The organism is Heyndrickxia sp. FSL W8-0496 (assembly GCF_038007825.1).
In the GTDB taxonomy this organism is placed as follows: Bacteria; Bacillota; Bacilli; order Bacillales; family Bacillaceae_C; genus Heyndrickxia; species Heyndrickxia oleronia.
Map to the genome: position 1 here is coordinate 1,427,346 of NZ_JBBOXX010000001.1, position 24,400 is coordinate 1,451,745.

29 protein-coding genes are annotated in these 24,400 nt (G+C 34.3%); 19 read left to right on the plus strand and 10 right to left on the minus strand.

Annotated elements, in window-relative coordinates; genetic code table 11:
* Nucleotides 1-135: 135 nt before the first annotated feature.
* Complete coding sequence (locus NST63_RS07025; protein WP_212946366.1) at nucleotides 136-1,650, plus strand: sodium-dependent transporter; 1,515 nt, start codon at nucleotides 136-138, stop codon at nucleotides 1,648-1,650.
* Nucleotides 1,651-1,652: 2 nt separating this feature from the next.
* Entirely contained in the window at nucleotides 1,653-1,766 is a 114-nt protein-coding gene (locus NST63_RS07030) for a methionine/alanine import family NSS transporter small subunit (protein ID WP_071976460.1), read from the plus strand.
* 18 nt (nucleotides 1,767-1,784) lie between these two features.
* Here the strand turns inward: NST63_RS07030 and NST63_RS07035 are convergent, their stop codons facing one another.
* Nucleotides 1,785-2,777, minus strand: a complete 993-nt coding sequence (locus NST63_RS07035) for a M23 family metallopeptidase (RefSeq protein ID WP_373312701.1) — start codon at nucleotides 2,775-2,777, stop codon at nucleotides 1,785-1,787.
* A gap of 221 nt (nucleotides 2,778-2,998) precedes the next feature.
* Nucleotides 2,999-3,712, minus strand: a complete 714-nt coding sequence (locus NST63_RS07040) for a YhcN/YlaJ family sporulation lipoprotein (RefSeq protein WP_212946367.1) — start codon at nucleotides 3,710-3,712, stop codon at nucleotides 2,999-3,001.
* Between the two features lie 98 nt (nucleotides 3,713-3,810).
* On the opposite strand from NST63_RS07040, the gene NST63_RS07045 reads away from it, so the two are divergent.
* Nucleotides 3,811-4,086 (plus strand): YutD family protein, encoded by a 276-nt coding sequence (locus NST63_RS07045; RefSeq protein WP_212946368.1) that lies wholly within the window; start codon nucleotides 3,811-3,813, stop codon nucleotides 4,084-4,086.
* Between the two features lie 13 nt (nucleotides 4,087-4,099).
* Here the strand turns inward: NST63_RS07045 and NST63_RS07050 are convergent, their stop codons facing one another.
* A complete protein-coding gene (locus tag NST63_RS07050; RefSeq protein WP_212946369.1) occupies nucleotides 4,100-4,408 on the minus strand; it encodes a cytosolic protein in 309 nt (102 codons plus the stop codon).
* 158 nt (nucleotides 4,409-4,566) lie between these two features.
* Here NST63_RS07050 and NST63_RS07055 point away from each other — a divergent pair, with 158 nt between their 5' ends.
* Both NST63_RS07055 and NST63_RS07060 read left to right on the plus strand, forming a co-directional pair.
* Nucleotides 4,567-5,004 carry a DUF86 domain-containing protein gene (locus tag NST63_RS07055; protein WP_212946370.1) on the plus strand — a complete coding sequence of 146 codons (438 nt, stop codon included), beginning with the start codon at nucleotides 4,567-4,569 and terminating at the stop codon, nucleotides 5,002-5,004.
* 35 nt (nucleotides 5,005-5,039) lie between these two features.
* Nucleotides 5,040-5,804, plus strand: a complete 765-nt coding sequence (locus NST63_RS07060; RefSeq protein WP_212946371.1) for a TIGR01457 family HAD-type hydrolase — start codon at nucleotides 5,040-5,042, stop codon at nucleotides 5,802-5,804.
* A 128-nt stretch (nucleotides 5,805-5,932) separates the two neighbouring features.
* On the opposite strand, the gene NST63_RS07065 is transcribed toward NST63_RS07060, so the two are convergent.
* On the minus strand, nucleotides 5,933-6,430 hold the full coding sequence (locus NST63_RS07065) for a phosphatidylglycerophosphatase A family protein (RefSeq protein ID WP_212946372.1): 498 nt from the start codon (nucleotides 6,428-6,430) through the stop codon (nucleotides 5,933-5,935).
* 139 nt (nucleotides 6,431-6,569) lie between these two features.
* Here NST63_RS07065 and yutH point away from each other — a divergent pair, with 139 nt between their 5' ends.
* Nucleotides 6,570-7,577, plus strand: coding sequence for a spore coat putative kinase YutH (gene yutH, locus NST63_RS07070; RefSeq protein ID WP_259544429.1), 1,008 nt, complete (start codon nucleotides 6,570-6,572; stop codon nucleotides 7,575-7,577).
* A 476-nt stretch (nucleotides 7,578-8,053) separates the two neighbouring features.
* Here the strand turns inward: yutH and NST63_RS07075 are convergent, their stop codons facing one another.
* Nucleotides 8,054-8,290 (minus strand): NifU family protein, encoded by a 237-nt coding sequence (locus NST63_RS07075; protein WP_058002776.1) that lies wholly within the window; start codon nucleotides 8,288-8,290, stop codon nucleotides 8,054-8,056.
* A gap of 150 nt (nucleotides 8,291-8,440) precedes the next feature.
* Here NST63_RS07075 and NST63_RS07080 point away from each other — a divergent pair, with 150 nt between their 5' ends.
* Both NST63_RS07080 and NST63_RS07085 read left to right on the plus strand, forming a co-directional pair.
* Nucleotides 8,441-8,755: a YuzD family protein gene (locus NST63_RS07080; protein WP_436580658.1), complete on the plus strand. Its 315-nt coding sequence runs from the start codon at nucleotides 8,441-8,443 to the stop codon at nucleotides 8,753-8,755.
* A gap of 67 nt (nucleotides 8,756-8,822) precedes the next feature.
* The gene (locus tag NST63_RS07085) at nucleotides 8,823-9,059 is read left to right on the plus strand and encodes a YuzB family protein (protein WP_058002774.1); all 237 of its coding nucleotides are present in this window, start codon (nucleotides 8,823-8,825) and stop codon (nucleotides 9,057-9,059) included.
* Between the two features lie 278 nt (nucleotides 9,060-9,337).
* Here NST63_RS07085 and NST63_RS07090 read toward each other — a convergent pair whose 3' ends face one another.
* Nucleotides 9,338-10,030, minus strand: a complete 693-nt coding sequence (locus NST63_RS07090; protein ID WP_212946374.1) for a DUF2225 domain-containing protein — start codon at nucleotides 10,028-10,030, stop codon at nucleotides 9,338-9,340.
* Nucleotides 10,031-10,244: 214 nt separating this feature from the next.
* Between NST63_RS07090 and NST63_RS07095 the strand changes: the two genes are divergently transcribed.
* On the plus strand, nucleotides 10,245-10,607 hold the full coding sequence (locus NST63_RS07095; RefSeq protein ID WP_341041695.1) for a HesB/IscA family protein: 363 nt from the start codon (nucleotides 10,245-10,247) through the stop codon (nucleotides 10,605-10,607).
* A 72-nt stretch (nucleotides 10,608-10,679) separates the two neighbouring features.
* On the opposite strand, the gene NST63_RS07100 is transcribed toward NST63_RS07095, so the two are convergent.
* Nucleotides 10,680-11,678, minus strand: a complete 999-nt coding sequence (locus NST63_RS07100) for an NAD(P)/FAD-dependent oxidoreductase (RefSeq protein WP_058002771.1) — start codon at nucleotides 11,676-11,678, stop codon at nucleotides 10,680-10,682.
* A gap of 400 nt (nucleotides 11,679-12,078) precedes the next feature.
* Here NST63_RS07100 and NST63_RS07105 point away from each other — a divergent pair, with 400 nt between their 5' ends.
* The 6 genes from NST63_RS07105 to NST63_RS07130 all read left to right on the plus strand — a co-directional run bounded on the left by NST63_RS07105 (nucleotide 12,079) and on the right by NST63_RS07130 (nucleotide 17,482).
* A complete protein-coding gene (locus NST63_RS07105; protein ID WP_058002770.1) occupies nucleotides 12,079-13,296 on the plus strand; it encodes an NAD(P)/FAD-dependent oxidoreductase in 1,218 nt (405 codons plus the stop codon).
* A gap of 201 nt (nucleotides 13,297-13,497) precedes the next feature.
* Nucleotides 13,498-13,620 carry a YuiA family protein gene (locus NST63_RS07110; protein ID WP_212946376.1) on the plus strand — a complete coding sequence of 41 codons (123 nt, stop codon included), beginning with the start codon at nucleotides 13,498-13,500 and terminating at the stop codon, nucleotides 13,618-13,620.
* 678 nt (nucleotides 13,621-14,298) lie between these two features.
* A complete protein-coding gene (locus NST63_RS07115; protein ID WP_212946377.1) occupies nucleotides 14,299-14,622 on the plus strand; it encodes a YuiB family protein in 324 nt (107 codons plus the stop codon).
* A 158-nt stretch (nucleotides 14,623-14,780) separates the two neighbouring features.
* Nucleotides 14,781-15,497 carry a 3D domain-containing protein gene (locus NST63_RS07120; protein WP_280616733.1) on the plus strand — a complete coding sequence of 239 codons (717 nt, stop codon included), beginning with the start codon at nucleotides 14,781-14,783 and terminating at the stop codon, nucleotides 15,495-15,497.
* Between the two features lie 145 nt (nucleotides 15,498-15,642).
* The gene (locus tag NST63_RS07125) at nucleotides 15,643-17,145 is read left to right on the plus strand and encodes a leucyl aminopeptidase (protein WP_212946379.1); all 1,503 of its coding nucleotides are present in this window, start codon (nucleotides 15,643-15,645) and stop codon (nucleotides 17,143-17,145) included.
* Nucleotides 17,146-17,272: 127 nt separating this feature from the next.
* On the plus strand, nucleotides 17,273-17,482 hold the full coding sequence (locus tag NST63_RS07130) for a hypothetical protein (RefSeq protein ID WP_212946380.1): 210 nt from the start codon (nucleotides 17,273-17,275) through the stop codon (nucleotides 17,480-17,482).
* A 33-nt stretch (nucleotides 17,483-17,515) separates the two neighbouring features.
* Here the strand turns inward: NST63_RS07130 and NST63_RS07135 are convergent, their stop codons facing one another.
* Nucleotides 17,516-17,899 (minus strand): hypothetical protein, encoded by a 384-nt coding sequence (locus NST63_RS07135; protein ID WP_212946381.1) that lies wholly within the window; start codon nucleotides 17,897-17,899, stop codon nucleotides 17,516-17,518.
* 350 nt (nucleotides 17,900-18,249) lie between these two features.
* On the opposite strand from NST63_RS07135, the gene NST63_RS07140 reads away from it, so the two are divergent.
* Nucleotides 18,250-18,633: a hotdog fold thioesterase gene (locus tag NST63_RS07140; RefSeq protein WP_058002764.1), complete on the plus strand. Its 384-nt coding sequence runs from the start codon at nucleotides 18,250-18,252 to the stop codon at nucleotides 18,631-18,633.
* 148 nt (nucleotides 18,634-18,781) lie between these two features.
* Here the strand turns inward: NST63_RS07140 and NST63_RS07145 are convergent, their stop codons facing one another.
* Complete coding sequence (locus NST63_RS07145; RefSeq protein ID WP_212946406.1) at nucleotides 18,782-19,990, minus strand: MFS transporter; 1,209 nt, start codon at nucleotides 19,988-19,990, stop codon at nucleotides 18,782-18,784.
* Between the two features lie 257 nt (nucleotides 19,991-20,247).
* Nucleotides 20,248-20,652 carry a kinase-associated lipoprotein B gene (locus NST63_RS07150; RefSeq protein WP_212946382.1) on the minus strand — a complete coding sequence of 135 codons (405 nt, stop codon included), beginning with the start codon at nucleotides 20,650-20,652 and terminating at the stop codon, nucleotides 20,248-20,250.
* 149 nt (nucleotides 20,653-20,801) lie between these two features.
* Here NST63_RS07150 and NST63_RS07155 point away from each other — a divergent pair, with 149 nt between their 5' ends.
* The 3 genes from NST63_RS07155 to NST63_RS07165 all read left to right on the plus strand — a co-directional run bounded on the left by NST63_RS07155 (nucleotide 20,802) and on the right by NST63_RS07165 (nucleotide 24,354).
* Nucleotides 20,802-21,395 carry a peptidylprolyl isomerase gene (locus tag NST63_RS07155; protein WP_058002762.1) on the plus strand — a complete coding sequence of 198 codons (594 nt, stop codon included), beginning with the start codon at nucleotides 20,802-20,804 and terminating at the stop codon, nucleotides 21,393-21,395.
* A gap of 128 nt (nucleotides 21,396-21,523) precedes the next feature.
* A protein-coding gene (locus NST63_RS07160; protein WP_139254896.1) for an IS3 family transposase occupies nucleotides 21,524-22,848 on the plus strand; the annotation gives its coding sequence in 2 pieces (ribosomal slippage) (nucleotides 21,524-21,902 and nucleotides 21,902-22,848; 1,326 coding nt in all).
* Nucleotides 22,849-23,838: 990 nt separating this feature from the next.
* Nucleotides 23,839-24,354 carry a superoxide dismutase family protein gene (locus tag NST63_RS07165; protein WP_212946383.1) on the plus strand — a complete coding sequence of 172 codons (516 nt, stop codon included), beginning with the start codon at nucleotides 23,839-23,841 and terminating at the stop codon, nucleotides 24,352-24,354.
* The last annotated feature ends 46 nt before the right edge of the window (nucleotides 24,355-24,400 follow it).

Below are 24,400 nucleotides of genomic sequence, written 5' to 3' on the forward strand. Positions count from 1 at the left end.
TATTTAGAAAAGATAAAATATTAAATTGACATTGGGATGCAAAATGCTATACTAAAATCAGATTATTTAAATAATCAGAATATAAAATAATATCCGATTGTTTAGTCGACAATTAGGTGATTAGGGGGGTATATTATGGATAATCGTCCACAGTGGGGATCGAGAGCGGGTTTCGTTATGGCAGCTATAGGTTCAGCGATTGGACTAGGGAATATTTGGAGATTCCCGGCAGTTGCCTATGAAAACGGCGGTGGAGCATTCTTTCTACCGTATCTCTTTGCACTTCTAACAGCAGGAATTCCTTTATTAATTCTAGAATTTACAATTGGTCATAAGTATAAGGGATCAGCACCGCTATCATTTACACGAATTAATAAAGGGAGTCAATGGCTTGGCTGGTGGCAAGTAGGGATTTCCTTTGTCATTGCAACCTATTATGCAGTTATCGTCGCATGGGCACTATCATATACTGTTTTTTCTTTTAAATTATCATGGGGCACAGATACAACTAATTTTTTGATCAAGGATTATTTAAAATTAGCTGACCCAGGTAAAACAGGAAGCATGGTTCCCGGGGTATTAATTCCATTAATTATTGTATGGGTAGTAGTTTTAGGTATTATGTTTGCTGGTGTGAAAAAAGGAATTGAAAAAGCAAATAAAATAATGATTCCTATGCTAGTCGTTTTGTTTACGATTATAGTCATTCGTGCATTAACATTAGATGGTGCAGCTGAAGGACTAAATACATTCTTTCAACCAAATTGGAGTTCAATTTTGGATGGTAAAGTATGGGTAGCAGCTTATGGGCAAATCTTCTTTAGTTTATCAATTGGTTTTGCAATTATGATTACTTATTCTAGTTATCTTCCTAAAAAGACTGACCTTACAAATAACGCGTTTATAACAGGTTTCGCTAACTCATCATTTGAATTATTAGCAGGAATTGGTGTCTTTGCTGCATTAGGTTATATGGCTTCACAACAAGGAGTTCCCGTAGATGAGGTTGTAAGTAGTGGTGTTCTCCTTGCTTTCTCAGTATTTCCAAAAATCATTAATGAGTTTCCTGCTTTAAATGGGTTGTTTGGTGTCTTATTCTTCGGCTCATTAATATTAGCGGGATTAACATCTCTTATTTCTATTGTTGAAACGTTTATTGCAGGTGTACAAGAAAAGTTTCATGTATCGAGAACGAAGTCTGTAACTATTGGTGGTGGTTTAGCAGCAATTATTTCACTCTTATATGCTACACAAGGTGGACTGAATTTCTTAGATACAGTAGATTATTTTATCAACCAATTCGGTGTTGCTCTAGCAGGGCTGTTTGAGGTTGTATTTATCGCATGGTTTGCAAAACAATTAAAACCTTTACAAAATCATGCAGATGCCATTTCTGATATAAAATTAGGGGCATGGTGGAGAATTTGTCTTTCTATCATTACACCAATTGTACTTGGATATATGATGTATGATAATTTACGTCAAAACCTATTAAAAGAATATGGTGATTATCCTCGCGAATTCATTTTTAATTTTGGCTGGACGGTTGCTATTGGTGTTATCGTAGTTGCTACACTAATGGGCATTAAACGTTGGAAGGAAGATCAATTGCAATTACCAGTTTCTTCTAATCAGAAGGAGGTATCATAATTATGAGTGCGGGTGCTGTAACGATGATGATCATTGGAATTGTTATCATTTGGGGTGGATTGGGTGCAAGTATTCTTCACGCAATCAAGAAATCAAAACAGCGGGCAAGGATATAAAAAGGAATGGCCTCAGCATTATTTAGCTGAGGCTCTTTTTCTATCTAAAAGCTCCCATTGTTTTAAATATGGGTATGGATCAAATGACCATTCTGTTCGCCCATTGTCTTTATACATTCCGTAATGTAAATGTGGTGGGAATTTTCCTGATGTCCCTGGAGGTCCATAACCTGTACTTCCTACACTTCCTATAAGGGTACCTGGTTCAACAATTTGCCCTACTTTCAAACCTTTAGAAAATCCATTTAAATGAGCATAGTAGTGATAAGTGTTATTTATATCACGTATACCTACCCGCCAACCGCCATATTTATTCCATCCCTTCATTTCAACAATTCCATAGCTTGTTGAACGAACAGGTACGCCATAGCCAGCAAATATATCTGTTCCTTCATGTATCCTTCTACCGCCCCAACCTCTGGAATCACCCCAAGTATTATGGTAAGTAAAATTATAACCTTTTGGCAGTGGGAAGGTTTTATGATTAAGATCTAATTTGCCAAAATGCTTATAAAGTCTTGCTTTTGCCATAATAATACTGACAGTTTTATCTCGCTTATAATAATCCCACAGTGCTAAACGAAAATGATCTTCATCTACTCCATAATTTAATATAAAATCGGCAAATGAAAAGATAACATCAGCATCGTCTGCTCGATTTGCTTTTCCATCGCCATTTCCATCAACTCCAAATCCATTAAATAATTGGATAGATAAGGGAGACATATCATTTTTATTGGGATTCAAATAACCTGACCAGACTTCTGGAGGAATATATATTCCGGTAATCCCTTTTGCTCTCGGTAAATCATTTCTAACTGTCCGTATACTTCTTTCGTAATGATCAACAGCCGCAATATAGTACCAAGGAATTTGTGTAGTTGTTTCTACTCTTCGGTATAATTCCATCCTTTTTTGATAGCTTTCGTCATCAGATGTGGCTTTGGAATTCGCATGACAGTTTACAGAAAGAAAAGAAAAGATAAATAAAGTGCATATGAGAATACGCAATTTTAGAGCCTCCTCCTTAATAAATTGATGAGAAATATCGATAAGTGCAAGTATGATGATTTAGTAACATGTTTAGTATTTGTAGGATAGGACAAATCATGAGGGATAAATTTTGGAAACAAGGCTCTTGTAGTGATACAAAAGAAAATGTATGATTAAATTTTAAAGCTTGTTTAGATGATATCGACTAAAAAAACTGCGCCAAAACGACGCAGTAAGATTTATGAACCACCTTTTTTATATTGATTTCGATATTTATCGTTATCATTCATGTATTCTTTATCATCTGTTATTGCTTCACCATTTTCATTTTCTCCATTATTTAGTTTCGAGCCTTGGGGTGAACTACTTAACATTCTTTTTATGACTCCATTAATCGCATTTTCGTGATTGCCAGATGCCCCGTTCATGTAAGCAATATTTTCAATATCTTGTCTTAGTGAAGGATCATCTGTTACATAAACATGGTACCATCTAGGTACAACAGACAATGCAGTTTTTTTCACTTGATCGGCTATATCATTTCTTCCTTCTTTATCTTTTACATCAGTTCGATAAGCAATCAACACTTCTTCGTCTGTTACAAGTGAGGAGGCATCATGTACTTTTGGCAATGTAATGGCTATTTTACTGATGGTGTCTGCCACCTTTTCTCGATCAATCGTATTGTCCTGTTTAAAATTCACTGCTTTATTTGGTACAGGACTTTTTACTTGTCTCACAAAACCGAATTCACTTGAACGTTCATTGGGTGTATTTACCTTTTCAGGGTTATATAAATCTTCTTCATTTTGTCTATTGATTGTATTTCCATTTTTCTTATAAATTCCAGAATTCTCAGCAACATCTTTATTATCATTGTTATTTCCGCAGGCTGATAAAAGAGCTGCACCTAAAATGGTCGCGGTAATCAATCTTTTTTGCAATAATAACACCTCCTATTTGTTATCTTGCACTGAAATTTATTTTTTTTCTTAGTAATTGATGGGGAATTAGTTATAATTTGAATAGGGACATTAAATGAGGTGAAAAAATGATAAATATCAATAATCAAACCTATGAAGTGATTAAAGATTTCCGAAATGGGTTTAATGAGGAAGCCTTTCGAAATCGATATAGTGAAATTTTGGCAAGATATGATTATATTGTAGGTGATTGGGGATATGGTCAATTAAGATTAAAAGGCTTTTTCGATGATCAAAATCCTAAGGCGGCATTTGATACAAAAATTGGTACCCTAACTGAATATTTGTATGAATATTGTAATTTTGGTTGTGCTTATTTTGTAGCTAAGAAAATAGATGGGTAGCCCCTTTAAGGGGCTAGTTGCTTTCATCATAAGGAGGTTCTTGGTTAACATCGTTATCATCATGGGTAGGATGTGCACCAGGATATTCCCGAGGTAAATCTTGGTGAAAGGATTTAAATTCGTAATTAAAGTTACTATATGGACGTTGTCCTTTTTTCCACGGGGACGATTTCCCTTGTACTGGTTCATTTTCCCCTCTTGGTGATCCATAGGGACCATCAGGTAGATCCTCAGCTGTAATAAAATTTCTTCTTGTTTCCACTGTAGAAAAGTCGGAATAAGGAATATCTTCTTTATCTATATGATCTAATTTTTCATCCAAAACGTTCACTTCCTTTTATATATTTATTTCTATTATGTGATCATTTCAAGGAAATAACTCGTCTACATTAGATGCTAAGAAAAAATAGAACAATGTGTTAAAATGAAATAGTAGAGACAATTACAGGATAAAAGTAGGTATGGAAGGGTGTCTTAATCGTGTATTTTGTAGACCGAGAAAAAATTGAAGAAACACTTCAATATATGGAAAGTAAAATCAAGCTATTAAATTCTACACAAATATGGGAAACTGATGTTGAAAAGGCAGCTTTAGAAAGAATTGCCCATACAATAATTGAATCCATATTGGATGTAGGAAATTCAATTATTGATGGTTTTATCATGAGGGATCCAGGAAGTTATGAAGATATTATAGACATTCTCGAAGATGAAAAGGTAATTACGGAACAAATTTCTAAAAGTTTAATTAAAATTGTTGCTTGGAGAAAGATCTTAGTTCAACAATATACATCGATTCAACATCAGCGGATGTATCAGGACTTTTCAATTCATATGAAGGCAATCGAAGGATTTGTTCCTTGTGTACGAACATATATAGAAAGTGAATTAGGACCAGTTTCTGCATTTAGAAATTAAATATAGCCAAACTTGATGGAAAGGACATCATAGATATGAAACAATATAAAGGATATTTAATTGATCTTGATGGTACAATGTATCGTGGAAGTGAAAAAATTGAGGCAGCAGGTCATTTCATTCATCGACTTCGAAATAAAGGAATTCCTTATTTATTCGTAACCAATAATTCATCGCGTACGCCAGAAGAAGTGGCTAAAAAGCTTCGTGAATTTGATATTCCTGCAGAAGATGATCAAGTTTTCACGACATCCATGGCTACTGCTGAATATATGTATGAGCAGAATAAAAATGGAACGGTTTATGCCATTGGAGAAACGGGTTTACTAACCGCATTAAAAAATAAAGGCTTTTCTTTCGATGATCAAAATCCAGATTTTGTAGTAGTAGGAATTGATCGTGAAATTAATTATGAAAAATTATCCTTAGCATGCCTCGCTGTTAGAAAGGGTGCTACCTTTATTTCCACAAATGCAGATATTGCATTGCCTACTGAAAGAGGGTTCTTACCTGGTAATGGTTCAATTACTTCAGTCATTACGGTATCAACACAAACTACTCCTATTTTTATTGGGAAACCTGAATCGATTATTATGAATCAGGCATTAGCATATTTAGGAACTGCTAAGGAAGAAACAATTATGGTTGGCGATTTTTATGAAACCGATATTTTAGCAGGGATACGAGCGGGAATGGATACGCTTCTTGTTCATACAGGCGTAACGACAAAGGCAGATTTGCTGAATAAGGAAAAGCAACCAACTTATTCAATTGATTCATTGAATGAATGGGAGTGTTAACCTTTCTATACGAGGAACCTGTGCAAAAAGATTGAACCTTTTTGCTCAGGTTCTTTATTAATATAGATTTAGTCTTTCGTTAATATTTCTTCAATGTCAAGAAACCCTTAAAAGAGAATCTCAAAAATTTATTCTTCAACTGCACGATGCGCTAATCGGCTGGATGCAGCTGCAGCAATCGCACCGACAATATCATCTAGAAATGTATGACATTGTCCAGAAGTATGGTCATTTAATTTCTTTAAAATACCTGGTTTTTGTTTATCAATGTAACCGTAATTTGTGAAGCCAATGGATCCATATACATTCACAATTGAAAATGCTAATATTTCATCAACTCCATACAAACTTTCATCTACCTCAATGATGGATTGTAATGGCTCTTCAAGTAGCTTTTTTTCAGCTAAAATATCTAATTGGATTCCTGTTAAAATGGCATTTTGAACCTCCCGTTTGGACAGCACTCGATTAATATTTTCGATACAATCCTCTAATTGCAAATTGGGATGATATTTCTGCTGAAGAAACATGACAAGTTCGGCAATATCCTCTATTTTGACACCGCGTTGATTAAGCCAATCCCTTGCTGTTTTCTCAGATAATGTCATTTTTTTATTATTATTCATACTTGATCACCTTTTTCTATTTAATAGTCATTCCTTATACATAAGTGATTTTTTATTTCTTACTATTCCCATAATCATTATTAAATGCTTCTATTTCAACATATACATAGAGAGGAGTGGATGGAAGGAGCGGATTATATTGTCTATTGATATCCTTAAGAAGTTTTTCAACATAACTCCTGAAAAGTCCTTCTTAGAAGGAAACTATGTTAGATATTTGCATGAGAACACTCTATATACATTAATTCCAGTTACTACAATTCAAGAGGAACAGTTAGTGGAATGGTATGAAATGTCAGAGCATCTATTCGCACAAGGGGATAGATATGTTTCAAGATTTGTTTCTTCAAAGGATAGTAAATTTTTAATTACAGTTAATGATGAAGACTTTTGCTTATTGAAAAATAAATATCATTCATTACCTAGAAAAATAAATCATGGAAGAAAACTTGCAAAGTTTCACCACCGAGGCAGATCATTAAGAACTGAATTACAGAATGTATCACGAATCGGACAGTGGAAGTCATTCTGGGAGAAACGATTGGATCAAATGGAAAAAGTATGGTACCAAAATGTGCAAAACCATCCTGATCATGAATTTGAATATTTATTTATAGACTCATTTCCATATTATATGGGGTTATGTGAAAATGCGATTCAATACTTAGTTGATACAGAATTAGATGATACCCCACAACTAATTGATGCAGGAACGATTTGTCATGAACGTTTTAATAAAAATACATGGGGGAAAAACCATTGGATTCGAAATCCATTTGATTGGGTTTATGATCATGCAACAAGGGATCTGGCAGAATGGATTCGAGATCAGTATTTTCGAAATAAGCGTACCTTCTTGCCGGATTTGCAACAATTTCTAAGAAGTTATCAAAGCATAAGCCCACTTTCATTATTCTCATGGAGACTTCTTTATGCTCGATTATTATTCCCTTTACATTATTTTGAATGCATAGAAGAATATTTTGTAACAGGTTCAGAGCACCGTAAGAAAAGTTTAGAGGAAAAATTAAAACAAACTTTAAGAGATACAGAAGACTATGAACGTTTCCTTGGGGACTTTTTCCAAATAGCAGAGATACCAAGTAGGGGACAAAATCTACCTAGAGTTGAGTGGTTAAATAGATGAGAATCATAAGTAAAGAATCCTATTTAGCATATTTTGGTTGGCTACAATAGAATGTAGAAAATCTTATAGAAGGGACTTTATTTGTTATAAAAACCAACTGTTGGCTTTTACCCTAAAAACGGATCCAGGCGTTTTTAATGAAATATGCAGCTCTTTTCTCAGGGAAAAGAGCTTTATTAATGGCTATAATTGTATAGTATAGCTATTGTAAAAGCCCAAATGCCGGCTTTTACCCTAAAAAAGGATCCAGGCGTTTTTAATGAAATATACAGCTCTTTTCTCAGAGAAAAGAGCCTTATTAATGGCTATAATTGTATAGTTTAGCTATTGTAAAAGCCCAAATGCCGGCTTTTACCCTAAAAAAGGATCCAGGCGTTTTTAATGAAATATGCAGCTCTTTTCTCAGAGAAAAGAGCCTAAAAAAAATGTGGAGCCGATATATCGACTCCACCATTATCAGTTATTAAACATCATAATTAAAATACTTGTTCAACCTCTACCACACCAGGAACTTCTTCGAACAACGCACGTTCAATACCCGCTTTTAATGTGATCGTTGAACTTGGACATGTTCCACATGCACCTAGTAGGCGAAGCTTCACAATACCATCTTCAACATCTACTAATTCACAGTCTCCGCCGTCACGAAGTAGGAACGGACGTAATTTATCTAATACTTCTTGAACTTTTTCAATGATTGTTGGTTCTGACATTCAATATCGACTCCTTTCCATAATCCTATTATAATCAGTAAACGAAAAAAAATCTATTAAAGAAATCGTTCTAATTTTCCCTTTTTATCTTTGAAATGTTGTACAATTAAAGAAAAAAGGGAGAAGAATCCTGTGGAAAAACAAGTGGAAATGATCATATATGGGGCTGAAATCATTTGTGCAAGCTGTGTAAATTTACCTTCTTCGAAAGATACGTATGAATGGTTGGGGGCAGCAGTTGCTCGTAAATTCCCTAATCAACCAGTGAACATTCGCTTGGTAGATATTTTTAATCCTCCAGAGGAAGAGGAGATAAAAAACTTTGCTCAACGTGTCGTTGAAGAGGATATGTTCTATCCTGTTATTACATTAGAAGGGCAGGTTGTTGGTGAGGGGAATCCACGATTAAAGACGATATATACACAGTTGGAGAAATATGGTTATAAAGCTGTTGAATCATTTTAAAGGTCGCATAAATTGACTGTTAGTATAAAAAAAGGTAGGATATTCTTTGGTAGTGAGGTGACTATCTTTGAATCCTATTATTGAGTTTTGTGCAAGCAATCTTGCAAGTGGAGCATTTAAAGCGCTTGAAATATTGGAAGAGGATCCAAATCTCGATATTGTTGAATATAGCTGTTTAGATTATTGTGATATTTGTGGTGAAGCTCCTTTTGCCCTAGTTAATGGAGATTATGTTAAGGGTGAAACTCCTGAAGAACTTGTAGAGAATATATATAAATATTTGGAAGAAAATCCAATGTTTTAGTATACCTCTTTTTTTAACTTATCATTTTGGAGTATCGTAGCTGCCATACTTTGAAGCGTAAACTACCTCTTTTTTAGAGACGTTTTCGTTCTTCAATCAATTTAAGAAAGAGCTTATCAAAAGAGAGAGACATGGTCTCTCTCTTTTATTATCAAGAGGTATAAAATTCATACTTGTTTCCGAAATTTGGTAGTTCTTCCTGTTCTGTTTAGCTCTTGCGCAGATTTTCCCCTAGGTTTATTGGGATGAACATGCTTTCTTGCAAGCAAGCCCAATAATTATGCAGTACTTTTTTCGCCTCTAATCTCTTGCCACTGATCCTTGGCCATTTCGATAATAGTTCGTTCTGTTGTTGTATTTTGTTTTTCAATGACCTTAGATAGGTACATGATCGCTTGCTCAGTTTCGCCAATTTGATGTGATAAGGCAGCAATTAAGTACATTATCTTTAATTCTGACATTTGTGAACTATGATAATCACTATTTATATAACACTCTAAATAATTATGCAGAGCGAAAGTTATAAATCGCTGTTCCTGTTCTTTATTCTTCATTTTTCGATTGAGCCAAGCAATTCTCATATATAATCCAGCAATCGTAACTTTTTTTTCTTTCTTAATTTCAGCACAATAGGCGGCTAATTTATAGGAATCAATTGCTTGTTTAACCGTCCTTTGTTTTCCATAGTCTTGATGAACCCATCTATCCGAAACATTGTTTTTAATTTCCTCCTTTGTTTTAGGAGGGAAATATTTAGAAAAATCATCTGTAAACGAAAATCCACATTGAGGGCATACGAATACATGATAGAATAGAGGATTTAACTCTTCTGACTGATAATTAGGACAAAAGTCCTTGTCATAACGATCTACTTTTACGAAGCTTGAACGAATTTTTGTTGATGGGAATTTAGCTTCACAGTGTAGACATTGGACCTGTTTATCGTAAAAAGGTGTTAAAGTAGTGTTCATCTTAATTGCCCCCTTCCTTAATTAATAGGTATTAAGACACTAACCCTATGTCCTATTATAATATAAAGATTTGCATAAATATAGGAATACATGAAAATTAATCATAACAAGCGAATGAGTTGAGTGTGTCATCGCAAGGGTATATAATTAAATGTAAACTTCATATGATGTAATTGTAGATAAAAGCAGAATTTTGAATTGGAGGTGAAAATTGATGAGCGAGGTAGTAATAATTACTGATGCCGCTGCACTTCAAATTAAAGATATGATGAAGCAAAATGAAGAAGAGGGTGCATTTCTTCGTGTTTCTGTAAATGGTGGCGGTTGTACTGGCTTATCCTATGGAATGGGATTCGATCATGAGAAAAAGGATGATGACATCGAAGACATCCAGCATGATTTGACTATATTAGTTGATAAAGAAATTGCTCCTATTCTTCAAGGAACTAAAATTGACTATAAACAATCACTTATGGGTGGCGGCTTTACCATCGATAATCCAAATGCGATTGCTTCCTGTGGATGCGGTTCATCATTTAGAACAGCGAAGGTTGCTGGAACGCCGGAGAATTGTTAATAAATATAAGTAAAGACCTGGAGAATATCCAGGTCTTTTTTATAATCATTTACATTCTGACTTATCTAATGTTTAAGATGGAAATAGTGATGTACTATGCATTGGCTGTAATCTTGCTTTTGGATCGATATATGCTTTTGCGTTACTAACGGCAGTAGGTGCTTCGCCAAAACCAGTGGCAATTAATTTTATTTTACCTTCAAAAGTACATATATCTCCAGCTGCATAAATACCAGGAATATTCGTTTCCATTTTTGAATTCACTATAATAGAGTTCTTTTCAATTTCAATTCCCCAATCCTTAATTGGACCCAATGAAGAGACGAAACCATAATTAACGATTAATGAATCGAAATCAATAACTTCTTTTTTATCACCACGGACTTCTTCTAAAACTAATTGGTTTGCTTGTTGCTCATCCCCAATTAATTCAGTAGGTACAAATGGGGTAATGATCTCAACTTTAGAATTCTTTAATGTTTCTACGCTATGTTCATGTGCGCGAAATTTATCTCTACGGTGAATAAGAGATACTTTTTCAGCAATTGGTTCAAGCATTAATGCCCAGTCTACGGCAGAATCTCCTCCACCTAATATAGCAACCTTTTGACCTTTAAAGCTTTGTAAATCTTCAACAAAATAGTGTAAGTTCTTTCCTTCATATTGTTTTGCATTATCCAATTCTAAACGACGTGGTTGAAAAGCGCCAACCCCAGCTGTAATAATGATTGTTTTAGAATAATGAATTTCTTTATCTGTCGTAAGTTTGAAAACCTCATTTTCTCCTTTTTCTACATTTGTGACAGATTGGTCAAGACAAATGGTAGGGGAAAACATAGATAATTGTTCTTTTAAGTTATTAACTAAATCTTGAGCTTTAATTTTAGGAAAACCAGCTACATCATATATGTACTTTTCTGGATATAAAGCAGCAAGTTGCCCACCTAGTTGTGGCAAGCTTTCAATAATCTTAACACTTGCCTGACGCATTCCACCATAGAAAGCAGTGAATAAGCCTGTTGGTCCGCCTCCTATGATTGTTATATCATAAATTTTTTGATCCTCGTTCAAAAAAATTCCCTCCAATTTCAAATCATCATTTCATTATTCATCATATCACATTCGAATAAATGGAATCTAATGTTTACATTCATAAAAATATGCAATTAAATAATATTTGTCGGAATTTTCTTAAGTTATGTTTTTCCTAAATACATATTGAAAAAACATAGTAAAAGGAATATTATTAGATGTGGATATTATATTAAATTTTTATGACATTTTTATGAAGGCTTTTGTTTTGTTATTGATTATTTTAACCTAGATAATTTAACGAAGGCTTATTTCTTTATGCAGTCTTAAGTGAAATAAATCACAAATTTACCTTAGCTTTTTTTCATAAGCTTGCATTTATGGTGGGAATATAATTGGTACCATCACTCAAAAATAATAAAGATGGAAGTGATACAAGTTGAGAAAGCCAAGAATAGTAGTATTAGGTGCTGGATATGGTGGTTTAATGACAGTCACTCGATTACAAAAATTATTAAGTGTAAATGAAGCTGAAATTATTCTTATTAATAAAAATGAATATCATTATGAAACGACATGGCTTCATGAAGCATCTGCTGGCACATTACATCATGATCGTGTACGTTATGAAATCAAAAATGTAATTAATCCAAGTAAAGTTGAGTTTATTCAAGCAACAATTGAAAAAGTGAATCCTGAAGAAAAGAAGGTTATCCTAGAGAATGGCGAAGTAGAGTATGATTACTTAGTTATCTCACTAGGATCAGATTCTGAGACATTTGGTATTAAAGGATTAGATAAATATGCTTTTGCAATCACGAATGTGAATGCTGCAAGACAAATTCGTGAACATATTGAATATCAATTTGCAACCTACAATACAGAAGTAGAAAAGGATGAAAAACGCTTATCTATTGTAATAGGTGGGGCTGGTTTCACAGGTATCGAGTTCCTTGGTGAATTAACAAACCGTATTCCGGAACTTTGTGAAGAATATGATATAGATCGTAAAAAAGTTAGAATCACATGTGTTGAAGCTTCACCAATGGTTTTACCACAATTCGATCGTGACCTCGTTAATTATGCAATTTCTTTACTAGAAAGTAAAGGAGTTGAATTCCATATTGGTACTGCTGTTCAAGAAGCAAATGCTGAAGGGGTTCTAATTGGTAAAAGGGGTGAAGAGCCTCATGAAGTGAAAGCAGGAACCATCATTTGGTCTGCTGGTGTACGTGGAAACTCTATAATTGAAAAGTCTGGTTTTGAAAACATGCGTGGACGTGTGAAAGTAAACAATGATTTACGCATTCCTGGATATGATGATATCTTTGTTATTGGTGATTGTTCTCTTATCATTAATGAAGCGATTGATCGACCTTATCCACCAACTGCCCAGATTGCAATGCAACATGGTGAAGTTTGTGCACGTAACGTGGCGAAGCTTGTTCAAGGCAAAAGTCCTCTAGAAGATTTTGTATTTGATGACAAAGGAACAGTTTGTTCGCTCGGTGAGGATGATGCAATTGGGGTTGTATTTGGTAAGAAGATAAAAGGTACAAAAGCTTCTGTGATGAAAAAAGTCATTGATAACCGTGCATTATTCATGGTTGGTGGGCCATCATTAGTAATGAAAAAAGGGAAATTTAAGCTTCTTTAATTAGGAGTTTAGGATGTCTAATATGATTAGACATCCTTTTTATCTTTTTTAAATATTCAGTTATTTGAAGGAAAATAAAGATAAGAGTAGTTAATTGATTATTGTATGCGTTTTCTTGTGTTCTTTTGCTTGTTTACCTACTTATAAAAAGATGTTATATTATCAGAAAATTAAAATAAAAAAATAAGGGGATTGAGTAAAATGAATGTAACTTCAACAGAAAACACAACATGTACTTATTGCTCAGGTAAAGGGTATTTTCAACTCATTTTAGGTGGATCAGAAACATGCCCACGTTGTGATGGTACTGGAAAAAATAAATAATGTTCATTACTCAGGAATCCAAATGGATTCTCTTTTTTTTTTGATAAGGCTCTTTTATGAGAAAAGAGCTACATACTTTGTAATAACTATTCTCTCTTTATTAGGAGTAAAAGCCGGCAGTAGGGCTTTTACAAAAGCTATAATACAAAAAATTAGCTTTGATAAGGCTCTTTTATGAGAAAAGAGCTACATACTTTGTAATAACTATTCTCTCTTTATTAGGGGTAAAAGCCGGCAGTAGGGCTTTTACAAAAGCTATAATACAAAAATAGCTTTGATAAGGCTCTTTTCTCCACCATTGTTATTTACCATAGGTTTACCTAATGCAAATAAGTTGAAACTTCAAGCTTCTTGCATTCTACTGAGGAAAGAGCTACATACTTTGTAATAACTATTTTCTCTTTATTAGGAGTAAAAGTCGGCAGTAGGGCTTTTACAAAAGCTATAATACAAAAATAACCTTGAAAAGGCTCTTTTCTCCACCATTGTGGCTAATTAGATAATGTTTAGTTTCATGACTTACCTTAACTTTCCTTTTCTTATTTGTTCATAATATTGCCGTATTACATTTATTGACTCAGAAAAAAACATTGAGTACACTTAAATTTGGTGAATATTGCCCTTTTACATAAATGAATAGGATGAACAGGTAAATGAGTGAGTGGAGGTGCAGATTTTATGCAAATGGCTTTACCAGTCTTAATCATATCGATATTATTATTTTTTGTTCTTTTCTTTGGAATCGGTTTTATTTTAAACATGTTGTTACGGATGACATGGATTATGGCAATTGTTTATCCAATTGTGGCTATATTAATTATTGATGAAGTTCGGTTTTTAGATTATTTTACTAACCCGGGTCATTCATTCCATCTATTGGGAGAGAAAATTACAAGGCTCCATACACCGGATATAATAATCTTAATCAGCGGTTTTTTAGGGACAATTGTAGCGGGGGTAGTAATGAGAATATTAAGAAAAAAAGGGTACCGAATGTTTTGATCATGTTCTGATTTTATAAAAAAGAAAATGGAAAGGAGCAGGCGTCCTTTCTATTTTTTTATATACATTTATTTCAGAATTTTAAGTTTTTTTCATTCCGAGTGAATAATTCAAATCAGATTGGGAAAGGAATAGATTTGGGAGGAGTGGAAAATACTATGAACATGAAAAACATATTAAAACGCTTATTAATGACAATTTTGTTTATTGGGGCTTTAATTACTACTTTTCAATCAATATCAGGAGTGAAAGCAGAAGACTTAAATGACGTTTCTATATCCGATATTGGTGAGCAAAAAATGACAGAATTACAAAAGGGATTTCATAATTTAAGTTTAAAATCAGTAGGTATTTCATTAAAATCATTAAAAAAATCAAAGGCAACAACAACACAAATCTCATCTAGTGAATCAATTAAAGGATCCACCCCTACTTTAGAAGAAGCGATAAATTGGACAAATTATCCTTCGAAAGAGGTAATAGCTACCGGCTATACTGCTGGTGTTGAATCAACGGGGAAGCATCCTAATGATCCAGAGTACGGTATTACATATTCAGGAGTGAAGGTAAAAAGGGATTTATATTCAACCATTGCAGCAGATACTAGTGTTTTCCCTATTGGAACTATTTTATTTATACCAGGATATGGTTATGGAGTGGTCGCTGATACTGGTTCAGCGATCAAGGGCAACAAATTAGATTTGTACTATGAAACCGTGAAAGATGTATATGAGCAATGGGGAAAAAGAACAGTTAATGTTTACATCGTTCAAATGGGAAATGGTAAACTTTCCGAAAATGATTTAACGGCACTTAATGAAAATGAATCGATGCAAGTTTTTCGTCAACAATATATAAAAACGAAGGATGAATAATACAAATCCTACGGATGCGCAGAAATATTATCATATTATCTGCGCATTATTTAATTTCAAGATATTCTAAATTGAATTTTATTTTATGGCGGAATAATGTAATCATCCTTTCTTTTCGTTATAATTAGGATTGGAGGTGGAGTTAATGTTTAAAATAATGAATGTAAATCCATTTGAAGAAAGTCAAGAATGTTTATTTATAGGAGTGAAAGATACACCAGAGAAATTTGATGGATTACTTGCTCAATTAGATGAGAAGTTTGAAAATGAATTAACTGAACTTGTTAAATCTGGTGATATTTCTGCAAAATCAAAAAAAATCTCTTATGTACATACCTTTAAAAAAATTGGTGCAAAACGTTTAGTATGTATTGGACTAGGAAAGGAAAAAGAATTAACATTTGATGTGTTAAAAGAAGCTTTTGGTAAAGCCTTTAAAAAGGTCCATGCAAATGGGATTCAATCTATTGCAATTGCGTTAGATACATTTTTTACTGATTCTATTTCATATGATGATGTTGCTACCGCTCTAAGTGAGGCATTCGCTCTTTCTACATATGAATTTACTGGATATAAGAAAAAATCGAATGAGCCAGAGAAAAGAATAGAAGAAGTGAAAATAATAAGCGAAGCGGATCAAGAGGAAATAGAGGCTGCTGTAACGGTTGGTTACGCATATGGAAAAGCTACCAATTCGGCACGTACACTAGTTAATTTACCTGGGAATATGCTTACAGCGACTGATTTAGCAAATTATGCAGAGGAACTTGGTAAGAAATATGAGTTTGAGGTAGAGATTCTTGAAAAAGAAGAAATGGAAAAATTGGGTATGGGCGCACTTCTAGCCGTTAATCAAGGTTCCATTGAGCCACCTAAAATGATTGTATTGAAATATCAAGGTAAAGAACAGTGGGAAGATGTAATCGCTTTAGTTGGAAAAGGAATTACTTTTGATACTGGTGGCTATTCCTTAAAAACAAAAACAGGGATCGTTGGGATGAAGACAGATATGGGGGGAGCAGCCGCAGTTTTAGGTGCGATGGAAGTTATCGGTGAGTTAAGACCTGAGCAGAATGTAGTAGCTGTCATCCCATCAACTGACAACATGATTAGTGGTTCAGCATTTAAGCCAGATGATGTGATTACTTCGATGAGTGGTAAAACGATTGAAGTATTAAACACGGATGCAGAGGGCCGTTTAGCATTAGCAGATGCAGTTACATATGCAAAGCATCATGGTGCCAATTACATTGTGGATGTTGCAACACTTACAGGTGGAGTAATTACTGCATTAGGATTGGATAAAACAGGTGCTATTACGAATCATGAAGCCTTCTTTGAACAGGTACTTGAAGCTTCTCATGAATCTGGTGAATTTATTTGGCGTCTTCCATTAACTGAAAATGATAGGAAGCGTGTTCGTGGAAGTAAAATTGCAGACCTAAACAATTCTCCGGGCAGTGAGGGACACGCGATCATGGGTGGAGCATTCATTGGAGAATTTGCTGAAGAGACACCGTGGGTACACTTAGATATTGCAGGAACAGCTGATACCAAAAAAGAATATGATCTTGGTCCTGCTGGTGCAACAGGTGTAATGGTTCGCACATTAGCCTTATTAGTCGAAAGATTTGAGCCAATAAAATAATAAAAAAAGAAAAAGAATCGAATGAATCGATTCTTTTCTTCGCTTTTGTTATATTTGCCTAGGCCATTCGCCTCCTTATTGCATAGAAAGATAAAGAGTGTCTTTTTATAAAGGAGGTATACCTTAAATGTATTATTATCGTAATGTACCTGTACCAAATCAATCAAGACAGTTCTTTCCTTTTCTTTTCGGTGCTCCACTACTAGGAGGATTCGTCGGAGGCCTATTGGGAAGCGCACTAGCTAGACCGAGACCATATCCGTATCCACCACCATATGGCCCTTATCCGTATGGTCCTTATGGGGGAGGATATGGACCGGGACCATATGGATATTAATGGATAAATAGAGGGAGAAGTGTTCTCCCTCTTCTATTCAGCCCAGCGAATTTTTAGTTGCAGCAAACAGCAATTGGAGGCATCTTTGCTATTTGAGAAATTTAACACAAGCCCACTAGGTGTGAAACGAACGTCGGGTTTTGTTGATAATCCAATTTGATATAACATATTTTTCACTTCATTTATTTTGGATTCTTGTGCTAATGTCATTAAACGCTTTGAAAAATCAAAGGATTTCGATATATGAGTTGTAATCTTTTCTGCATCTTTTAATATTGGTATCATTTTATTCGCTGAATCAATAAATCTTTGTGGGTTGACGGGCTGGTATTGGCGATAAGGGTAATGGTATGGATAAGGATAGTGAAGGTATGGGTTGGGGGAGCGTATATAATAATTAGGATGATCCTTATTCACGGCAATCTATCCTTTCGACTATAAATAATGATCTTTCTTAACCACATTATGCGGTAAACTACATATATATGAAATACAATTCCGTTGTTAATGATAAATTTTAAAAGACAGTTTTCGTAAAGTCTGTTGTGTCTGTAAAAGCCAAACTGCCTGCTTTTACATCCCATAAATGTTTTGTACTTATTGAGTTTGTAGCTCTTTTCTCTGTAGAATGCAGGACGTCATTCCTCAATCGAATTTATTAGTTAAATTTCACATAAATAAGTAACAATATTTGAGAAAAGAGCTTTTAAAAAGAAGGATTCCTGAGATTAGATCTTGAATATTAGAAAAAGTGAGGGGGGATTCATATGGAATTAAAAAACACACTTATAGCGGCTCTCGGAATGGAATTTCTTGAAGTTGGTCAAGGGAAAGTAATTGCTACGATGCCAGTTGATGAACGTACGCGACAGCCGTTCGGTTATTTACATGGCGGAGCATCTGTTGCTCTTGCGGAGACAGTAGCAAGTGTAGGTGCTGCGGCTATTATCGATTCAGAAAAAGAAATATGCTTTGGTCTTGAAATTAATGCAAATCATATTCGATCAAAACGAGATGGGATAGTTACTGCAACAGCAGAAGTCGTTCATCAGGGGAAAAGTACTCAAGTATGGGACATTAAAATTAGAGACGAAGAGGAGCAACTCATTTGTATGTCTAGATGCACAATGGCAGTTGTACCAAAAAAATAAGGTGCATTCATTTAACAATGAGTATTTCTCTCTTTTTTTCTTTAAATAAAATATATAATAACCATCATTTTATACTGCATAATAATATTATTATGGGTTGGAATTCAAAAAAAAAGAGGGGGCACATCGTGTCCCCTCTGTAAATATATTAATAGCTTTCCTTAAACTGACGATGGTCATGCTTAATACTATACAAAAGAATACCAAATGCAATGATAAATAAGGCGCTTGTCACATAAAAAACGGAGGATATTCCGCTATACCCCGAAACTATTCCACCTAAGACAGGCCCCACTACATTTCCTAAAAAGCGAAAGCTCTGATTATATCCAAGAACTTCACCTTGCATTTCAAGAGGTGCTTCTCTACGGATAAAGGCCGTAATACTTGGGAGCATACCACCAATGGCCATACCGAATAGGAATCTAAAAATAACAAGCTGCCATAATTGTTGGGCTAGAGCTTGTGGAATAATAAATATAGCTGCAAGTAAAAGTAAACACATTAGTACTTTTTCGTGTCCGATACGATCTCCTAGTTTCCCCCATTGACGAGTCATTAATAAATTTCCAAACCCTGTTGCAGAAAATGCCATTCCGGCTAATAGGGCTACACTTCCAGCACTGCTTAATTGACTGACATAAAGAGCAAGTAACGGTTGGATACTAAAATTAGCTACTTGGATAAGTAATGCAATAATCATTACAGTGATTAATATTCTGTGATTAAAAATTCGCTTAATCACATCTTTTCTGCTAAATGTTTTTTCTTGTGCAGAAGATGTTTGTTTACGCTTTTCTACGATACCGAATAATACTCCTGTTGTTGCGATAGCAATTGAAATGGAAGTAATTATGAATGTATATTTAAAACCAAACGTATCTGCCATTGCACCGCCGATGAGCGGACCAAATAAAGTTCCCGAAACGGTTCCCATTTGTAAGGTACCTAAAGTCTTTCCTGCACTTTCCTTTGGTGTTTGAGCAGATATTAAAGCAATGGAGGTAGGAATAAATCCTGTAACAATCCCCATCATAATCCTTAAAATGAATAGTCCAATGACATGATGGACCATTCCCATGAAAAAAATACTTGCTGCAATCCCATATCCAGTAATCAATAGGATCGGTTTAAACCCATAACGATCTCCAAATCTTCCCCAAACAGGTGAAATGAAAAAAGCCACCAAAAAGGTCACTCCAAATACAAATCCTGCCCATCTTTGGACGTATTCATCATTAAAATGCCCAAATGATTCAATATACAATGAAAGGAATGGCATGATCATTGTCGTACTTGCTCCAACTAAAAAATTACAAAACCACATTATTACTAAGTTGCGCTTTTCAATACTGATAAAAGACACCTTCTTTGTAAATTTTTAATTCTAGATTCATAAAAAAATTAATCTCTAATTCCTATTAACAATCATTTATAAATAATTTTGTTTTACTAAAATTTAGCTTTCCTAAATATTATATTAGTTTTATAAAAAAATACAACTTAGAAATTTGCCCTTTTATCTTATGAAAACGCTTAAAATTCAGGTGCTTATTTACTTTAAGCGCATTAAAAAGGGAGATGATATTTTCATCATCTCCGAGTTCATCCTTTTTACCACTGAATATTATACATCCAACCATATTCTTGTTGGATGCTTTTCAAACAATCAAGGCTTTTTTGAGAAAAATCATCATCACTGGTTGAAAGTTCTTGAATCATTTTATCAACTGCTTCTTTTAAAGAGAATTTATATTCTGGTACTTCACCCTCATACGGTTTAACCATTTTTAATGGTATATTCGTTTGCTCGCGAAATGCCAATGCTTTTCTCTCATGAAAAAAGTCTACATTAACTTGTTTAGGGTTGTGTAAATCTCCTTGCATTGGATGTTTTAATACAGCTAGAGTTCGAACAACATAATGATCCGGATATATGGCAGTTATTTCTCCAATGTATTTTCCTGTTTTGTTAAAAAATGTGACCGTTTGTTCTAGTTCCACGTTTATTCCTCCCATTTACTACTATCTATATATATATTATGAGCTACAATATCAAAAAAGAAAAATGATAGATCATAAAGACAGGTAAAAAGTTGCGCGCCCCTATAGGAATTTAGTAAAGTAGTTGAGAAAGTATTAAAAGATACATAAAGGAGATAGTGATAATGACATATCCTCAATTAACAAAAGAAGTAATGGACAATGAAAGACTTATCGAAATGCAGACAAATATGGGAAATATTAAAATAAAGTTGTTTCCAGAGCACGCACCTAAGGCTGTAGAAAACTTCATTAAGCATAGTCAAGATGGATATTACGATGGAGTAATTTTTCACCGTGTTATTAATGGTTTTATGATCCAAGGTGGAGATCCATTAGGTAATGGTACAGGTGGTCAAAGTATTTATGGCGGTTCTTTTGAAGATGAATTTTCAAGAGAATTATTCAATTTCCGTGGTGCTTTATCAATGGCAAACGCAGGTCCAAATACGAATGGTAGTCAATTTTTTATCGTACAAAGTGTAGCAGTTGATCCAAGAATGTTAAAACAAATGGAGCAGGCTGGCTACCCAGAAGAAGCAATAAAAGCATATGAAGACCTAGGTGGTACTCCTCACTTAGATTTCCGTCATACTGTATTTGGACATGTGGTTGAGGGTATGGATGTTGTTGATAAGATTGCAGAAGTAAAAACGGATATGCAAGATCGTCCAGTGCAATTTGATGTCGTGATTGAAAAAATTAATGTATTAAAATAATAAGGAAAGCTGTCATATGAACTGAACCCCGAATAGTAGACACTTAAAAAAAAGTGCCCTATTCGGGGTTTTTTCTATGGGAAAAGCCCGTTATACTTAACATAATTAATTTGAACGGGAGTTATCTTATGAGTAAAATCTATTTTAATGAACATCAACGTCAACTATTAGAAGCCAATCCCAATGTTGCTTCAGTATCTGACCGAGCGATTCAATATACACCTGAATTTAAAATTAAAGCAGTAAATGAGAACTTAGCTGGGAAAGGACCTACTCAAATCTTTATAGAAAATGGGTTTGATCTTGAAATGATTGGCCCTAAAAAAGCTAAATCAGCTTTGAAGCGTTGGAGAAATACTTTTAATCAATATGGAGAAAATGGTTTTTTGGAAGAACGTCGAGGAAAAGGAAGTACGGGAAGACCAACAACTAGTGAGTTATCCGCTGATAAGAAGCTAGAAAAAGCAGAGGCTCGTATTCGTTATCTCGAAGCTGAAATTGAATTACTAAAAAAGCTAGAGGAACTCGAAAGGAAGGCGAAGAAACACAAGTAGCTCCACATGAAAAATACGCAGTCATCAATGAAGTAATTCGTAAATATCAACTAATCAATAGTGTCTCTGAGCTATGTACTGTCGCACATGTTAGTCGCAGTGGTTATTATGCATGGCTGCGGAATACTGAAAAACATGCCATTCGAGAGAACAATGATTATGAGGATTATCTCTTTTTAAAGTGCATCTATGATGCATTCAAAGGGAAAGTTGGCTATCGTGGACTTTATATGAAAGTATGTGAATTACTTGAAAACCCAATGAACCCAAAGAAAATACGCCGTCTAATGCGCAAGTATAATTTCTTTGCGAAAGTGCGACGTGCAAACCCATATAAAAATATTGCAAAAGCTACTCAAGAACATAAGACATTACCAAATAGATTAAACCGTGAATTTACACAAGACGAGCCGGAAAAAGTATTTTTAACTGACATTACCTATTTAAAGTATCGAGGAAAAACAGCCTATCTATCCTGTGTTAAGGATGTCGCTACACGTGAAATAGTGGCATATGAATTATCACAAACATTGAAAATGTCGATTGTTTACAATACTCTAGCAAAATTAGAAGAGAAATTAGGGAATAATATACATCCAGAAGCCATGATACACTCTGATCAAGGTTTCCATTACACGCATCCAGAATTTCAAAAAAGGGTGAAACAGATGAATTTGAAACAATCTATGTCACGTAGAGGGAACTGTATCGATAATGCACCAATGGAATCCTTCTTTGGACATATGAAAGATGAAATGGACTATAAAGAAGTTCATACATTTGAAGAACTAAAACAATTAGTTAATCAATATATGATTTTCTATAATGCATCAAGAAGACAATGGAATTTAAAAAAGATGACTCCGGCAGAATACCGAAGTCATCTAATCGCTGCTTAAATAGCAGGGTTACTTTTATTAAACTGTCCGAAATTTAGGGCGCAGTTCAATAATTGACAGCTTTTTTTATTATTCACTTTTCTCAATATATATATATATATATATATTAAGTTAGCTAGGTGTAAAAGTGGGAAAAAGGGGCATTTTACTATAGCAACAAAAAAGGATACAAAATTAGCCTTTTAGGAGTAGATGCTTAATACTTAATAGTGATAACAAAAATTTAGCCTCTACTGGAATATCAAATGGAAATTTTCCTTCTACTTATCGTGCTGGTTGCAGTTTTCCTAGGATTGTTAAGAAATTGTCAATCACTGTTATTGGTTTTACCTATTTGTAATTGGTATAATATGAATAAATAATAAAAAGATGCTATTCATGAAAGGGAGTTTTTCCGTGATTAACCCTTTGAATTTTTTTGTATTGAATTTATTTTTGTATTTTCCTGAGGATAAGAGAGAGTACATACCAGCATTTATCTCTTTTTCTATTTTTATGGTTTTTTGTGTGTTGACCTTCGTTTGGATTCTCAAAGTAAATAAAAAGCAATTAAAAAAAGCGAAAGAATTCGAAGAAAATTTAAAGAAAACATTGAAGTAATCCTTTAAGAGGTTATCTGATACTATACTTTCAGATAACCTCTTTTTCTTTGTAATAGAAAGAGACTTTCATGGCTACAATGTTTATGGACCATAGCTTTTTTTCTAATAGCCGATTTCGTATCGTTTGCTGCTTTGGTAAAAGCCCAACTACCGGCTTTTTACTCTCAATAAAGGATTCTAGCGGTTCTTATGGAGATTGTAGCTCTTTTCTCAGTAAAATGAGGCGTGTAGCGATCCTCAGTTGCTATTTATTAGTTATAATTTTACCTAAATATAGTAACAATGTTTGAGAAAAGAGCTTTTCAAATAGATCGTTGAATCTAAGTAATGAATTCGAGTTAGTCTAATAGAAAAGAGCCTTGGCTAATAAATATTGGAGGTTTTTTGGATGAAGTTGCTTTCAGTTCTATTTACAACTGTATTTTTGAGTACGGGTACACTAGGTAATCCGATAGAGGCAGATGTTGAAATGAAAAATACTTCCGGTGAGACGATTGGAATGATCCATTTACAAGAGAGTTCCAAGGGTGTAAAGCTTCAAATGGATTTAAAGGGAATATCCCCTGGAGAGCATGCCATCCATATTCACGAAATAGGGAGTTGTACTGCACCTGACTTTACTTCTGCTGGGGGGCATTTTAATCCAATGAATAAGGAGCATGGCCTCCTTAATAATAAAGGAGCGCACGCTGGTGACTTACCAAATATCACAGTTAAGGCTGATGGAAAAGTTAGTACAGAAATACTGTCCGATCAAATAACACTTCAAAATGGAAAAAACTCCTTATTGAAAAAAGAGGGGACGTCCATTGTTATTCATCAAATGAAAGATGATGGAAAGTCCCAACCAGCAGGTAATGCAGGGGATCGAATCGCTTGTGGTGTAATAAAAAATAAAAATTAGTTAAAGGGAGGCAATCCCCTACTTTGATGGGAATATTGCCTCCAGA